Consider the following 15618-nt stretch of genomic DNA (forward strand, 5'->3'; position numbering starts at 1 on the left):
CATGCTTGCGGGAGGGGTCATGCGTTTCGCGTTCTTGCCGAGGTGCGGGTTGCTTGGCTTCTGGGTGGTGCTGGTGGTGCTGGCGCTTGGCGCGCTGGTCGGATGCAGCGACGCGGGCGAGCCTTCGCAGGGTCCGAGCGATGTGCTGCGCGCGCGCTTTCCGCAGCAGGTGACGCAGGTGCTCGCGGCGGGCGCGGGCTTCGTGGCGACCGGTCAGGGGTTTGTGGCGAGGTCGCGGGGGGAGATGCCGGGACGGTTCCGGCCCGCGGCAGAGATGATCGAGGCGGTGTTGCCTGTGAAGGGCGAGCAGGGGCTGCGCTTCCGCGGGCAGAGCGGGTTTGCATTCGAGGTGCGCGAGATCGGCGCGGCGGGCGACGCGGCGCTCGAAGGGAGCGCTGTGACGTATGTGCGACCGGGAGGTCGGTCGTACTGGACGGCGATCGCCGGCGGGGGCGCGGAGGAGTGGCTGCTGCTCGAGGCCGAGCACGTGACGAGCGATGCGCCCGTCGCCGTGTGGGAGGTGGACGGCGCGGCGCTGCGGCAAGAGGGCGAGGCGGTGGCGGTGCTGGACGAGGGCGGCATAGCGCGGATGCGGGTCACGGCGCCCGAGGCGCACGCCGGAGGGGGCAGAGCGATCGCGGCGCGACTTGAGGCGCGGGGGCAGCGGATCGAGCTGTGGGTGCAGGCCAACGGAGAGGCGGTGCTGGTGGATCCGGTGTGGCAGGCGACGGAGGGGATGCGCACCGGCCGCGCTGGTCACACCGCGACGCTGCTGCCGAGCGAGCAGGTGCTGGTCGCGGGCGGCGATGACCACGCCTCCGGTTATCTCGCGAGCGCGGAGCTGTACGACCCGGCGACGAACACCTGGCAGCCCGCCGGCTCGATGGGCACCGTCCGCGCTGAGCACACCGCGACGCTGCTGCCGAGCGGGCAGGTGCTGGTCGCGGGCGGCTTTAACGAGGCCTCCCAGGATCCTTTCCAGGTTTCTCTCGCGAGCGCGGAGCTGTACGACCCGGCGACGGGAACAACGGGAACGTGGCTGCCCGCCGGCTCGATAAGCACCGCCCGCGCTGAGCACACCGCGACGCTGCTGCCGAGCGGGCAGGTGCTGGTCGCGGGCGGCTTTAACGAGGGCTCCGGTTCTCTCGCGTTCGCAGAGCTGTACGACGCAGCGGCGGAAACAACAGGACCGTGGCTGCCCGCCAGCTCGATGGGCACCGCCCGCGCTCAGCACACCGCGACGCTGCTGCCAAGCGGGCAGGTGCTGGTCGCGGGCGGCTTTAACGAGGCCTTCCATGTGTCGCTCGCGAGCACGGAGCTCTACGACCCGGCGACGGGAACGTGGAAGCCGATCGGCTCGATGAACGACGCCCGCTATCATCACACCGCGACGCTGCTCCCGAGCGGGCAGGTGCTAGTCGCGGGCGGCGAGGACCACGCCTCCGGTCCTCTCGCAAGCGCGGAGCTGTACGACCCGGCGACGGGAACGTGGAAGCCGACCCGCCCGATGAACGACGCCCGCGCTGGTCACACCGCGACGCTGCTGCCGAGCGGGCAGGTGCTAGTCGCGGGCGGCGATGACCACGCCTCCGGTCCTCTCGCAAGCGCGGAGCTGTACGACCCGGCGACGAACACCTGGCAGCTCGCCCACTCGTTGTTCAACGCCCGTCATGCTGCCACCGCGACACTGCTGCCGAGCGGGCAGGTGCTGGTCACGGGCACCGATTACTTCAGCTCCAATCCTCTCGCGAGCGCGGACCTGTACGAGCCGGAGACGGGACCGTGGCCGCCTATCAGATGGATGGGCATCGCCCGCGCTGGTCACACCGCGACGCTGCTGCCGAGCGGGCAGGTGCTGGTCGCGGGCGGCGTCGCCTCCGATCTCGCGAGCACGGAGCTGTACGACCCGGCGACGGGAACGTGGCAGCCCGCCGGCTCGATGCGCACCGCCCGCGGTGCTCACACCGCGACGCTGCTGCCGAGCGGGCAGGTGCTGGTCGCGGGGGGCTTCGCCTACACCTCCCGTGGTTCTCTCGCGAGCGCAGAGCTGTACGACCCGGCCGGGCGCTGGGCAACCGGGGCGTCGATGCGCACAGGCCGTATCCACGCCACCGTGACGCCGCTGCCCGACGATCGCGTGCTGATCGCCGGAGGGTTCAGCCACGCCGGCTACGAGGCGAGCGTCGAGCAGTACGATCCAGCGAGCCGAACCTGGCTCCCGGCCGCCAGGATGAACAGCGCCCGTCATGCTCACACCGCAACGCTGCTGCCCAACGACCAGGTGCTCGTCGCCGGCGGCAACAGCTCCGACGGCCCTCTCGCGAGCGCGGAGCTGTACGACCCGGCGACGGGAACGTGGCTGCCCGCCGGTGCGATGAACCGCGCCCGCGCCTACCATGCTGCGGTCCGGCTCAACAACGAGCAGGTGCTGGTCGCCGGGGGTTGGGGCAGCGGCGGCGCGCTCAGCGATGTCGAGCGGTACGACCCGGATGCCGATCGATGGACGCCCCGCAGGGCCATGCAGGCGGCCCGCTATCTTCACACCACGACGCTGCTGCAGAACGGGCAAGTGCTGGTCGTCGGAGGCTGGGGCGACGTTGGCGCTCGCAGCGACGCAGAGCTGTACGATCCGATCGCCGACCAATGGGAACCGGTTCCCGCAGCGATGCGCAACGCCCGCGCCGGCCATAGCGCCACGCTTCTGCGGGCGGGTCAGGTCCTGATCGCCGGAGGCGCGAGCAGCGATGGCGTTCTTGCCTCGGCAGAGCTCTTCGATCCGGAGCCCCAGTCCTTTTCGCGCGCGGCGCCCATGCACCATGCGCGCACGGGCCATGTGGCCACGGAGCTGCCGGACGGACGGGTGCTGGTCGCAGGCGGCGCCGACATCGGCGGCCCGCTGACGAGCGTGGAGCTCTACGACCCGATCGCCAATGTCTGGCACGAGGTCCGCCCGCTGAAGGCGCCCCGGAGCGAGCCCGCGGGGCTCGTGCTCGACGATGGGACGGTCCTCGTGGTCGGCGGCGTCGGTGCGGGCGGGATCCCGCTGGCCACCGCCGAGCTGTACGAGTTCCTCTCCAATGGCACGCTGTGCCGCCAGGCGGCCGACTGCCGGAGCGGCTTCTGCGTCGACGGCGTCTGCTGCGACGCGGCCTGCGACGGCGGCCCCTGCGACGTCTGCGCGGTCACCGACATCACCCTCATCCCCACCGGCGCTCGGATCCCGGACACCTGCGAGCCGGTCGACGACGTCGCCTGCGACGACGGCAACGCCTGCACCCAGCACGACGTTTGCCACGACGGCGCCTGCCAGGGCGCGAACCCCGTGGTCTGCACGGTATCCGATGGCTGCCACGAGCCGGGCGTGTGCAACACGAGGACGGGGAGCTGCTCGCCGGAAACGCCCAAAGATGAGGGCGCCACCTGCGATGACGACAACCTCTGTACCCGGCGCGACGCGTGCCAGGTCGGGCTCTGCACGGGACTCGACGAGGTCCTCTGCCCGCCGCCCGATGCGTGCCACAGGCAGGGCAGCTGCGATCCGTCGACGGGGGCGTGCGACAACCCAGCGAAGGACGACGGCGCGAGCTGCGATGACGGCAACCGCTGCACCCTGGACGACGAGTGCCAGAGCGCGGTCTGCGTGGGCAGCCCGGTCATTTGCCCGCCGCCCGATGCGTGCCACAAGCAGGGCAGCTGCGATCCGTCGACGGGGGCGTGCGACAACCCAGCGAAGGACGACGGCGCCAGCTGCGATGACGGCAACCTCTGCACCCTGGACGACGAGTGCCAGAGCGAGGTCTGCGTGGGCAGCCCGGTCATGTGCCCGCCGCCCGATGCGTGCCACAAGCAGGGCAGCTGCGATCCGTCGACGGGGGCGTGCGACAACCCAGCGAAGGACGACGGCGCGAGCTGCGACAGCGATCGCGACCCGTGCACGCCAGACGACCACTGCGAGGACGGCGTGTGCGTGGCCGGCGAGCCGAAGACCTGCGCCTCGTATGCGTGCGACAAGGCCACAGGACAGTGCCTGACCCGCTGCGACTCGGTCCGCGATTGCGTGGACGGTAAGGTGTGCGACCCGACGCATCGATGCGTCGATGCGCCGCCCGACAAGTACCACCACGACACCAGCGGCTGCGCCCTCGCTGCTCCCGGCGCCCTTCCCCCCTCGCCCCGGACGCTGGCAGCGCTCATCGTGCTCGCCCTCGCCGCCCTGGGTGCCCGGCGCCCGCGCGCTGTGGCGTGAAGGCGCCCGCGATCGATCGCGGCATGGGGACCCGCCGCCCCCACGCCCGTAGCGCCGAGGGGAGGGTCTGCGCGGCGGCCGCGGGTGGGCGCGATCGAGCACCGACCGAGGTGCCATAAGGTCCCTGCAGGCTCCACGTCTCAGGCGCGCCTTGTGTGGCGCGCGACGAAACGTCCCAGGTGGCATGGCCCGAAGGGAGACATGCCGGGTGGTGTTTCATGCGCGAGCTCCCCCGTCCCCGCCTCGGCGGATGGCGAGCGCCCACCCGCGGCCGCCGCGCAGACCCTCCCCTCGGCGCGTGCTCCCGGGAAAGCGCCCCAGCGCCGAGCGCCGCCCTCACCTCTCCTTCGCGACGCGAAGCAGATCCCGCATCGTCGACCGCGGGATATCCGCAAGCCGCGCCGCGGCGCTGACGTTGCCGCCCACCTCCTCGAAGGCGCGGAGCGCATCGGCGGGCGTGATCTTCCGGCGGACCGGGGGCTCGCGATCGGCGATGACCGCCGTGATGTGCTCGGGCAGCACACGGCCGTGCGCGCGCAGCGCGGCTTGAATCAGCACGTTCCGCAGCTCCCGGACGTTGCCTTGCCAGCGGTGCGCCCTCAGCGCAGCGAGCGCGCCAGGGGACAGCTGGCGCCGGCCAATCTCGGAGCTCGCCAGGAGGTGCTCGGCCAGGAGCGGGATGTCGTCGGCCCGATCGCGCAGCGCGGGGAGCTGGATACGGCACACCGCCAGGCGCTCGTAGAGATCCGCGCGGAAGCAACGCTCGGCGACGAGCGTCTCCAGCGGCTCGCAGGTCGCGACGATGAGCCGCACGTTGATCTGCATCGCCCTCTCTGCCCCCAGCGGGCGGACCATCCCCTCCTCCACCACGCGCAGCAGCTTCGCCTGGACCTCCAGCGAGAGCGCCGCGATCTCGTCGAGGAAGAGCGTCCCGTGGTTGGCCTCGACGAACGCCCCCTGACGCTCCCGAACCGCGCCGGTGAACGCGCCCCGACGATGGCCGAACAGCTCGGACTCCGCGAGCTCGCGCAGGATCGTGGCGGCGTTGAGGACCACGAACGGCCGGTCGGCCCGCGTGCTCTCCGCGTGGATCGCCCGGGCCACGACGTCCTTTCCCGTGCCGGACTCGCCGCGCAGCAGCACGGGGAGCTGGAGCGGCGCGACCCGCCGGACCGCCGCGGCGAGCTGCCGCATGGGCCGCGAGCGGCCGATGAGACCGGGGAGCGGCGGCCCATCCTCCTCGATCACCGGCACCCTTCGAGCCGACTCGACGCACATCGCCGTGCGACCGATCTCGAAGCAGCCGCCGGGGACGAGCATCGCCTGCCGCACGCGGACGCCGCCGACGCGAACGCCGTTGCGAGAGCCGAGGTCCGTCACCTCGATCGAGGCGCCGCGGTGCGCGACGCGGCAGTGCCGGGCGCTCACCGCCGCGTCGTCGAGCCTCACGTCCGCAGCCGGAGCGCTGCCCAGGATGAGCTCGGCCCCCGGCGCGACGGCGATGCGCACCGGAGCGCCTCCGCCGGGGTGCTCGCAGCGGAGCCACACCGTGGTGAGCACGTCGCTGTCGTCCACGAGATCGAGCGTGACGTCCCGGGTCGAGAAGGGCTCGCCGCCGCGCACGCCAGGGTCCGCTCGATCGCCGGGCGCTCCGGCGAGCGTTCCCGGCAGCGCCACGAGGGGCGCGGCCGGCGCCGGTGGCGGCGCGGACGCCGCCAACTCGCGGCAAGCAGAAGCGAGGGGTCTGGAAGGGCTGTCGTGGTCGCTGCAGGTCGGTGCGTTGTCCATGTCCAGGAGGTCTGTCGTCGGCACGCGGGGCGCAGTTGCGTCGAGATGCGTCGAGATGCGTCGAGATGCGTCGAGTCGCGTCGCCCGCGCCGCCCGGGCGACATTCCTGCTCGTCGGCGCGCGCCCCCTTTGCGCTCTGGACCGCGCTGTTCTAGAGGCCGTTCGTGAGATCGCGCTCGACAAGGTGGACCGCGCCGGCGCTCGGCGTGGCGGCAGCGGGCTGGGTGCTCTCGGCCAACCAGGCCCTCGCCCAGCCCGCAGATCCAACGACGGCCGCAGCCGAGGTAGCTGAGGAAGAAGAGGCCGGGCCGGAAGCCGGGGTGAAGCGCCCCGCCGGGCCCGACGAGCGAAGCGGACACCTCCTGCTCCAGGGACGGGCCGGGTACAGCCTGCCCTTCGGCGGCATGGCCGCCGGCCAACCGGTCACCGACACGGTCTCGGGCGGGTTCACCTTCGGCGCCAACCTCGGCATCGGCTTGAGCCGCGTGACCGTCCTGGAAGCAAGCGGCTCCTACACCCTGCTCTCGGCAGCGGCAGGCTGCAGCGACTGCTCCGGCCGAAGCCTCGATCTGGGTCTGGGGTTCGTCTACCACGTCGCCCAGGGGATCGCGGTCGACCCCTGGATCAGCTACGGCGTGGGGTACCGGCGAACGGTCTTCACATCGCCGGAGGCCTCGGCGGCCGGCTCGACAGCGACCGATCGTGTGTTCCACGGTCTCGATGTCGCCCGCGTCGCGCTGGGCGCCGACTTCTACCCGGCCCCGATCCTTGGCGTCGGCGTGTTCGCGGAGCTCGACGCCGGCACCTACCTCTCCCGCCCTGACGAGGGTTCCGACCCCGCGGCGTACGGATTCTTCCAGTTCGGTGTGCGCCTCGCGCTGGATCCCCTACCCCGGGGCACGCGACCACCGGCGGCCTCGGCCGGTACGTCACCGAGGATCGCCGCTCAAGCGACCGGCTCCCAGGGAGCAGCCCGCCGCTAAAGCAGCCGGAATGTGGGCGGTCCACAGCGAGGGGCAGGTATAATCTGCCGCGAATGGGCGAGTTCAGGACGAGCAGCCGCACCCGACCCGTCGCGGCTGCCGTGACCGACGTAGGTCGCCAGCGAAAGCACAACGAGGACAACGTCCTCGTGAAGTCCGATCTCGGCCTCTTCGTCGTGGCGGACGGCATGGGCGGGCACAACGCGGGCAACGTCGCCAGCGCGCTCGCGACCAAATCGCTCGACAACTTCTTCGAGGCGACCCGCGCCGGCAGCTTGCCAGGCCCCGTCCCGGCCGACGAACAGGAGCTCGATCCGGAAGCACGGCGCGTCGTCGCGGCGATCCGTAAGGCGAACCACGATGTGTTCGTCATCTCGAACACGTACACCCAGCACCAGGGCATGGGCTCGACGGTGGTCGCCGCCTACGTGTCGTGCGAAACGGAGCAGATCCACGTCGGGCACGTCGGCGACAGCCGCTGCTACCGGATCCGACACGGCGAGATCGAGCAGCTCACGAAGGACCACTCGCTCATCAACGACGCCCTCGCGCTCAAGCCCGACCTGAGCCAGGACGAGCTGGCGAGGCTCCCGAAGAACATCATCACGCGCGCGCTCGGCATGAAGGACGCCGTGAAGGTCGACATCCGCTCGGAGCCCACCCAGCCCGGCGACGTCTTCCTGCTCTGCTCGGACGGGTTGAGCGGGATGATCTCGGAGCAGCAGATGCTCGATGTGTTCGACGTCACCCAGGATCCGCACGAGGCGTGCGAGCTCCTCATCGAGATGGCCAACGAGGCGGGCGGGACCGACAACATCTCGGCGCTGATCGTCCGCATCCAGCTCGACGCGCAGGACGAGCGGCAACCGAACAGCGCCGAGCTCGATGACACCCGGCCCCTCCACGTCGATGAGTTCGGCGAGACGGTTCCGCCCGCGGCGGTCCACGAGGGACAGCTCCCGGTCGACGAGGTCGATCTCGAGATCGCGGCGCAGCAGGTCCACTCCATCGCGGACAGCGGCCTGCGGAGCCAGGCCCACGGCGCGCCGGGCGCGGTGGCGCGCATGGCCGCCGCGCCGTTCACGGATCGGCGCTCGCGGGCCGCCGCTGGCTCCGGTCGCTACGCCGCGGTGACGGCGGCGGCGAGGCCTCCGGTGAAGGAAGCCCCGCCATCGAAGCCCGCGAAGCGCGCGACCGAGGTGCGGGTCGCGCGGTGCGCGCACTGCAAGCACGAGCTCTTCATCGGCAACCGGTTCTGCGTCGAGTGTGGCGCCCCCATCAAGCCGTGAGCCGCGCCGCTGGCGCGCTCGGGTCGGCCGCGTCGGCATCGACGTGCGCGCCGGCGGCGTCGGCCTGCGCGCCGGTCGCGAGCAGCGACCGGCGCCGCGGGGCCGACGCGGCAGATCACTTGACTGCGAGCAGCTCGACCTCGAAAACGAGGGTCGAGTTCGGCGGGATCACGGGCGGGAAGCCGCGAGCGCCGTAGCCGAGCTCCGGCGGGATCGTCAGCTTGCGGAGGCCGCCGATCTTCATGCCGGCGACCCCCTGATCCCATCCCTTGATCACCTGGCCGGCCCCCAGCTTGAACGAGAATCCCTGGCCGCGGTCGCGCGAGCTGTCGAACTTGTCGCCGCTGGTCAGCGTGCCGACGTAGTGCACCGTCACGAGCTGGCCGTGCTTCGCCTCCGCGCCTGTGCCTTCCTTGAGGTCCTCGATCCCGAGCTCTGCTTGCATGGTCGACTCCTTTCGGCGCGATGGGAGGAGCGCTGCACGGTCGCGTCAAGCCGAAGCAGCAGATGAGCCCTCCGGGCGAGCGCCCGCGAGCGCAAAGACGCTCGGGGAATCGTGGCTCAGCCGCCGAAACCAGGGAACGTGAACACGGGCGCGCCGCCGGTCATCCGCCAGGTGTTGGCGGTCTGCTGGACGACGGGCTGCCGCAGCAGCGGGTGCGGGTGCGTCTGCTCGAAGGCAAACAGGATCGTGGCGGGCGTGAGCTGATCGAGCGACGCGAAGAAGCCGAGCGTGAGCATCGCGCCGCCCTCGGTCCAGCGGTACCCCTGCTGCCGCGCGCCAGCGGCGAGCAGGTTGTTCACGCCCGCCACGTCCGCCGCGATCTCGTTCGGCTGGTTGAAGATGGGGAGCGTGCGCGACAGCATCCGCCCGAGATCCGCGGGCGTGACGCCCCGGCTCCCCCCCTGCCCGTTCGCGCAGCCCGTGTGCCCGAGGTGATGGTGGCCGAGCTCGTGGCCGAGGACGAACGCGAGCTGCTCGTGGTAGAGCTGGCGCTGCCGCTCGACCTTGCGCGCGTCCGTGTGCTGCACCGGATCGATGAAGCCCGCCGGCGGCCGGACGATCGGCTGCCCAGGCCGCTGCCGCTGCGCGAGCATCCGCAGGAACTCGTCGAGCTTCCTCGTCCCGAAGACCTCGTCGGTCGCCTTGAACTGCGCGATCTGCGCCTCGACCTCGAGCAGCCCGTCGGTGATCGCCATGAACGGCATCCGCTGGTCGTCGCAGCCAGCGAACGCGTTCACCTCGCCCACCGTCGGATCGGCGATGAACGGGATGCCCCTCACCTTCTGCTGCGCGGCCGCCGGAAGCGCGCCGATCAACGCGCCCATGACGACGCCGGCCTCGGACTGGAGCCAGCTGACGTTGATGTCGTTGATGGGATCGCCGAGCACCGGCAGCCCCGGCATCGTGGGCACGTTGAAGGTAGGCGCCGGCACAGGCCCGGTTTGCGCCGGCGGGTACCCGGGCTGCTGCGGGTACCCGGGTTGCTGCGGGTACCCGGGCTGCTGTGGAGGAGCACCCTGCTGGGGCGCGCCGTACGGAGGATAGGCCTGGCCGTACGACGGCTGAGACGCAGGCCGGCGCGAGCTGCCTCGCTGACAGCCTGCGACCAGTCCGAGAGCCAGAACGAGGGCGCCGATCGGTCGAAGCAGATTCATCGCCGCGAGCATAGCGCACGGCGAGGGGGTCAACCTCGCCGCGCCGCACACAAGATCTCGGCGCGCGGTCGCGGTCCGCGGCGCCGCGATGAGCCGAAAGCCGGGCGCCGGGCGTCAGGCGCAGGAGGACCGATGAACAGACACCGTGCCTGGTCTGCCGCCGCCGCCCTGTCGATCAGCGCCGCCGCGCTCTCTGGCTGCGGCGGCGCCTCCGTCGCGCAAGCCCCGGTGGCGCCGGAGCCCGCCGGTGCGACCTCGATGGCGCCGCACAAGGGGAGCGCCGTCGAGACGGCCGAGGATGCGCTCGCGGAGCTCGAGCGCGCGGAGGACGAGCTCGATCAGGCGATCGGCGCGCCCGCGCAGCGCGACGAGGACCGGGCCGTGGCGGAAGCGGCGCAGCCGGGAGCGCCGCCGCCGGCGGCTTCACCGCCGCGTCCGAGCGTACCCGACAGCCGCGCCGCGCCGTCGCCGCGGGCGACGGCCGCCGGCGGCGAGCCCCCGGCCAAGAAGCTCGAGGCCGAGCCGACGTCCGCGCCGCCGTGCGAGACCGCGTGCCGCGCGCTCGCATCCATGAGCCGCGCCGCGCAGCACCTCTGCGGGCTCGCCGGTGACGCGGACCAGCGGTGCGATTCCGCGCGCGCCCGGGTCAAGAGCGCGACGGACCGGGTCGAGGCGCGGTGCCCGCGCTGCGCCGAGCTCTGAGCCTCGACCAGGGACGCACCTCCGGCCGCTCCAGCTCGACAGGAGCGGTGCTGCCGTCGCGCACAGCTGTGCCCACCTCGGTACGGGCCGAGCGCGCCTTCCGCTCGGACGACGGCCTCACGGGCCCGGCGCGAGGAGCTGAAGCAGCCGCACATTTTTGTACATATCCCCGAGCGAGCCTGCCGCCGCATGGCCGGCCTTCGCGAGCAGCTCGAGCTCCTCGGGGCGCACCTCCACCTGCACCGTCAGCCGGCCGGCGCCCGGCTCCACGGCGAGGGTCGCGCGCTTCGCGATCTCGGCGAGCGCCGCCCCGGGCTCCGGGCCGACGAGCGCCTTCAGCGCATCGACGTTCGCGCGCTTCTCCTCGAGGAGCTTCCGGAGCTCTTCGGCCGCGTCGGCCGACGCGGCGTCGATCGCGACGGTCGCCGAGAGCCCGCCCTTCGTCGAGACGCCGACGGTGACGGCGCGCGGGCCCGTGGAGCCGGTGAGGATCGCGCGGAGGCTCGGCTTGCTCTCGGAAAGAAGGGCGACGCCCAGGAGGGGACGATCCCACCCGATGTGCGCGAGGCGCGACGTCGCCTCGTCCCGGCTCGCCAGCGACGTCCCGGCCTCCTCGGCGTCGATGCTCGCGCGGATCTCCGGCTCGGCGCCATACAGCAGGATCGACCCGTCGCGCACGGCGATCGCGTCCTCGCCGGCGCGGAGCAGGTACTTCACGCCTTTGTACTCTGCCTGGACGTAGCTGTGCGTCGCCAGGCGCTCCGCGAGCTTCTGCTCGTTGAAACGCCCGCGCGCGACCACGAGCGACGGGGCGACGAGCAGCTTGTCGACGTCGAACCCGAGATCGATGCCCGTCGCCTTCTTGATGTCGTCACGGGTGCGCTCGATGTGCAGCCGCACCGCGCCCCCCTCCGCGCCGAGCGCCTGCAGGTCGATCTGGTGAGGGTCGACGATCACAACGCCGGGGACGTTGCCTTGGACATATTCGAGCAGCGACTCGTCTCTCGGGAAGGTCGCGGCGCGGAGGTGCGCCACGCCGAAGCCGAGGAGCCCCGTCTGCTGGGCGAGGACGATGATGAGCACGAGGCCGACGAGCACGATGTACTTGACCTTGCCTCGCTTCTTCGTAGCTCCGGCGACCTGGACCGGCTTCGACGCGCTCTCGGTGCTCATCTGTGCTCGCTGCGCCCTCTCTGGGATGCCGCACGCCGGAAGGGCTCTGCGGGAACCGCCTCCGCAGAACCGCGAGCGCCGCTCGTGGACCCGGGGCGCGCTGCGGCAGAGCATAACCGGAAGCGAGACGCCGGCCAGGCCTTCCGCCGGGGCCTCCGGACGGATAGAACCGACGCGACGTGCCTCGATCCTCGTCCTCCGACGGCGGCGGCGCGCTCGCACAGCCGAGCGATAGCGCCGTGCTGCCCGCCGCCCTCGGCCGCTACCACGTGCAGCGCCTCCTCGGCGAGGGGGCGATGGGGCGCGTGCTGCTCGCGCACGACCCGCTGCTCGATCGCGACGTCGCGCTGAAGCACCTGCGCGACGACCTGCGCATCCCGCGCGACGTCCGCGAGCAGCTCATCGTGAGGATGCGCCACGAAGCGCGCGCCGCCGCCCGGGTGACCCACCCGAACCTCGTCACGCTCCACGACGTCGGCGAGGACCCGGACTTCGGGCTCTACCTCGTCTTCGAGTACGTCGAGGGGCCGACGCTCAAGCAGCACCTCCTCGAGCGGCCGCTCTCGGCGCCGCAGGCGGCGCGCCTCGCGTTCGAGCTCGGCGAGGCCCTCACGATCGCGCACCGGGCAGGCATCGTCCACCGCGACATCAAGCCGGAGAACATCATCCTCTCCGCGAACGGCGGCAAGATCGCCGACTTCGGCATCGCGCGGATCCCGGACTCGACGCTGACGCACCAGGGAGGGCTCATGGGGACGCCCGCGTACAGCGCGCCGGAGACGTTCCGCGTCGGGAAGTTCTCGCCCGAGAGCGATCAGTTCTCGCTCGCCGCCGTCATGTACGAGGCGATCTCCGGGAGCCGCGCGTTCCCGGGCGACGACGCGGTCACGGTCGCCTCGAAGATCGCGACCGACGAGCCGCCGCCGATCGCGAAGGCGCTCGGCCTCCCTCCGTCGCTCGATCTGGTGCTCGCGCGCGCGCTGTCGAAGCGACCCGAGGACAGGTACGCGAGCTGCGACGAGTTCGGCGCCGCGTTCGCGAGCAGCCTCGAGTGGGCCGCCTCCAGCCAGATGCCGAGGCGGATGCTGGACAGCGCCGTCACGGCGACGCCGGCGCCGCCCGCCGAGCCAGCCGCGGTGCGCGCGGATCCGCTCGACGCCGACTTCCCTCCCCGCGAGCGGAAGGCGGGGCAGATCGCCGTGGGCGCGGCCGTGGTCGTGGCCACGGCCGCGCTGCTCCTCCACACCGCGCTGCGATCTGCAGACGCGCCCGCCGAGGAGCCCGCCGTCGGAGCAGCGCCGATCGCCTCGTCGGCCGCCGCGCCGCCGCGACCGCGCCCTGCGCCGTCGACGCGGCCTGCGCGCCCGAAGCACGACCCCACCGACACCACAGCGCGCACGACGGTCAGCGCGGAGCCCAGCGCCGCGGAGCCCAGCGCCGCGGAGCCCAGCGCGAGCGCGCCGGGCAGCGCCACGACATCGCCCGCGCCGACCGCGCTCCCCGAGGACGAGCAAGGCGCGGACGCCGGAACACCGGAGACCGACGACCTCGGCGTGCCAGAGACCACAGAGCCCGGCGCGCAGGACGCCGGTGGCGCCGATGCTGCTGCGCGTTGAACGCGTGACATCGCGGATGCGTTGTCACGCGGAAAAAACTCCCGTAAAGGAGCCCGAGTAAGCACCGTCGCTGTCCTGCACGGCCGACGTCAAGCGCCTCGCCGGGTCCGTCGCAGGCCCCGGAGAGGCGCCCTGGAAACACGCCGATCGCTGCGCTAGCGACTGTCTGAATTGCTGTTCTGCCCCTTGAGATCTCCGCGATGACTACCCTGACAAACGGCGACGATCTCCATCTGTCGCTCTACCGAAAGATGTTTCAGATACGCCGCTTCGAGGAAGAAGCGGCCCGCGCGTACGCGCAGAGCAAGATCGGCGGGTTCCTTCACCTGTACATCGGTCAGGAGCCCATCGCCGTCGGTGCTTCCGCGGCGCTCCGCCCCGACGACTACGTGATGACCACCTACCGCGATCACGGGCTCGCGCTCGCCCGCGGGATGAGCTCGCGCGCCGCGATGGCCGAGCTCTACGGCAAGGTCACCGGGTGCTCGAAGGGGCTCGGCGGCTCGATGCACTTCTTCGACAAGGAGCACAACATGCTCGGCGGCTACGGCATCGTCGGCGGGCACATCCCCATCGCCGTCGGGACCGCGTTCGCGTCGAAGTACCGCGGCGAGGACCGGGTCTCGATGGTGTTCTTCGGCGAGGGCGCGGTGAGCATCGGCGACTTCCACGAAGGGATGTCGCTCGCGGCGCTGTGGAAGCTGCCGATCGTGTTCGTCTGCGAGAACAACGAGTACGCGATGGGGACGCCGCTCTCCCGGACGCTCTCGGTCGAGGACGTCTCGCTGAAGGCGCTCGCCTACGGGATGGAGCGGGATCGCTTCAACTCCGAGCACGTCCTCCAGGTGCGCGATCGCCTCGCCGAGGCCGTCGCGCGGGCGCGCACGCAGTCGGAGCCGACGCTGGTCGAGATCAGGACGTACCGCTTCCGGGGCCACTCGATGAGCGATCCCGGCAAGTACCGGACGAAGGAGGAGCTCGAGGAGCGCAAGAAGAAGGATGTGCTCCTTCGCTCTCGCGTCGAGCTCGAGGAGAAGGGCCACAAGGCCGCCCTCGAGGCGATCGAGAGAGAGGTCGAAGACGAGATCACCGACGCGATCCGCTTCGCCGAGGAGAGCCCCGAACCCGGGCCCGAGGTGCTCGAGCCCACAACCTATGCAGGACCTTTTGCGCGATGACCGTCCTAAGATTCCGTGAGGCGGTTCGCGCCGCCATGATCGAGGAAATGGAGCGCGACGAGCGGGTGTACCTCGTCGGCGAGGAGGTCGGGCACTACCAGGGCGCCTACAAGGTGACCGAGGGGATGCTCGACAAGTTCGGGAGCAGGCGCGTGATCGACGCGCCCATCACCGAGAGCGGGTTCACGGGCATCTCGATCGGCGCGGCGATGGTCGGGCTCCGGCCGATCGTCGAGTACATGACGTGGAACTTCTCCGCCGTGGCGTTCGACCAGATCCTCAACAACGCGGCGAAGCTCCGGCAGATGTCCGGCGGGCAGCTCACCATCCCGCTCGTGCTGCGGGCGCCGAACGGCTCGGCGAAGCAGGTCGGCTCGCAGCACTCACACTCGATGGAGCACTTCTACGCGCACGTCCCCGGCCTCAAGGTCCTCGCGCCCGCGATGCCGGCGGACGCGAAGGGCCTCCTCAAGTCGGCGATCCGGGACGACAACCCGGTGCTCTTCATGGAGAGCGAGACGCTCTACGGCGTGAAGGGCGAGGTGCCCGACGACCCGGATTTCATCGTGCCGCTCGGGGTCGCCTCGATCGTGCGCGAGGGGACCGACGTGTCGATCATCGCGTGGAGCCGGATGGTGCACGTCGCGCTCGAGGCGGCGGCGGAGCTGGAGAAGGAGGGCATCAGCGCGGAGATCGTGGACCTGCGATCGCTGCGCCCGCTCGACGAGGAGACGATCGTGCAGAGCGTCACGAAGACGCACCGCGCGGTCGTGGCGCACGAAGGCTGGCCGTACGGCGGCGTCGGCGCGGAGATCGCCGATCGCATCCAGCGGCTCGCGTTCGACGAGCTGGACGCGCCCGTGCTGCGCGCGACGACGCTCGACGTCCCGATGCCCTACAACGCGCGGCTGGAGCAGTACGTGATCCCGCAGGCGTCGCGGATCATCGAAAATGTTCACCGCGTTCTCTACAAAAGCTGACTGA

General features: G+C 71.5%; 11 protein-coding genes. 7 read left to right on the forward strand and 4 right to left on the reverse strand.

The genetic code is table 11. The features are described from left to right. The first annotated feature begins 19 nt into the window (after positions 1-19). Positions 20-4246, forward strand: a complete 4227-nt coding sequence (locus tag WMF22_RS21025) for a Kelch repeat-containing protein (RefSeq protein ID WP_438036814.1) — start codon at positions 20-22, stop codon at positions 4244-4246. A gap of 336 nt (positions 4247-4582) precedes the next feature. On the opposite strand, the gene WMF22_RS21030 is transcribed toward WMF22_RS21025, so the two are convergent. After that, positions 4583-5923: a sigma 54-interacting transcriptional regulator gene (locus tag WMF22_RS21030; protein ID WP_438036815.1), complete on the reverse strand. Its 1341-nt coding sequence runs from the start codon at positions 5921-5923 to the stop codon at positions 4583-4585. A gap of 275 nt (positions 5924-6198) precedes the next feature. On the opposite strand from WMF22_RS21030, the gene WMF22_RS21035 reads away from it, so the two are divergent. Beyond that, a complete protein-coding gene (locus WMF22_RS21035) occupies positions 6199-7017 on the forward strand; it encodes a hypothetical protein (RefSeq protein WP_438036816.1) in 819 nt (272 codons plus the stop codon). Between the two features lie 101 nt (positions 7018-7118). Continuing rightward, complete coding sequence (locus tag WMF22_RS21040; protein ID WP_438036817.1) at positions 7119-8306, forward strand: Stp1/IreP family PP2C-type Ser/Thr phosphatase; 1188 nt, start codon at positions 7119-7121, stop codon at positions 8304-8306. Positions 8307-8421: 115 nt separating this feature from the next. On the opposite strand, the gene WMF22_RS21045 is transcribed toward WMF22_RS21040, so the two are convergent. Both WMF22_RS21045 and WMF22_RS21050 read right to left on the reverse strand, forming a co-directional pair. After that, positions 8422-8751 (reverse strand): FKBP-type peptidyl-prolyl cis-trans isomerase, encoded by a 330-nt coding sequence (locus WMF22_RS21045; protein WP_437300829.1) that lies wholly within the window; start codon positions 8749-8751, stop codon positions 8422-8424. A 116-nt stretch (positions 8752-8867) separates the two neighbouring features. Then, on the reverse strand, positions 8868-9743 hold the full coding sequence (locus WMF22_RS21050) for a M48 family metalloprotease (protein WP_438036818.1): 876 nt from the start codon (positions 9741-9743) through the stop codon (positions 8868-8870). Positions 9744-10097: 354 nt separating this feature from the next. Between WMF22_RS21050 and WMF22_RS21055 the strand changes: the two genes are divergently transcribed. Continuing rightward, complete coding sequence (locus WMF22_RS21055; RefSeq protein WP_438036819.1) at positions 10098-10667, forward strand: hypothetical protein; 570 nt, start codon at positions 10098-10100, stop codon at positions 10665-10667. Positions 10668-10784: 117 nt separating this feature from the next. On the opposite strand, the gene WMF22_RS21060 is transcribed toward WMF22_RS21055, so the two are convergent. After that, a complete protein-coding gene (locus WMF22_RS21060; protein WP_438036820.1) occupies positions 10785-11840 on the reverse strand; it encodes a hypothetical protein in 1056 nt (351 codons plus the stop codon). A 179-nt stretch (positions 11841-12019) separates the two neighbouring features. On the opposite strand from WMF22_RS21060, the gene WMF22_RS21065 reads away from it, so the two are divergent. The 3 genes from WMF22_RS21065 to WMF22_RS21075 all read left to right on the forward strand — a co-directional run bounded on the left by WMF22_RS21065 (position 12020) and on the right by WMF22_RS21075 (position 15614). Beyond that, positions 12020-13456, forward strand: a complete 1437-nt coding sequence (locus WMF22_RS21065) for a serine/threonine-protein kinase (RefSeq protein ID WP_438036821.1) — start codon at positions 12020-12022, stop codon at positions 13454-13456. A gap of 200 nt (positions 13457-13656) precedes the next feature. Next, entirely contained in the window at positions 13657-14634 is a 978-nt protein-coding gene (gene pdhA / locus WMF22_RS21070; protein WP_437300834.1) for a pyruvate dehydrogenase (acetyl-transferring) E1 component subunit alpha, read from the forward strand. Then, the gene (locus tag WMF22_RS21075; protein WP_438036822.1) at positions 14631-15614 is read left to right on the forward strand and encodes a pyruvate dehydrogenase complex E1 component subunit beta; all 984 of its coding nucleotides are present in this window, start codon (positions 14631-14633) and stop codon (positions 15612-15614) included. Before pdhA ends, WMF22_RS21075 begins: the two co-directional genes overlap by 4 nt. Positions 15615-15618: the final 4 nt, after the last annotated feature.

This window comes from Sorangium sp. So ce204, from assembly GCF_051526795.1.
In the GTDB taxonomy this organism is placed as follows: domain Bacteria; phylum Myxococcota_A; class Polyangia; order Polyangiales; family Polyangiaceae; genus Sorangium; species Sorangium cellulosum_B.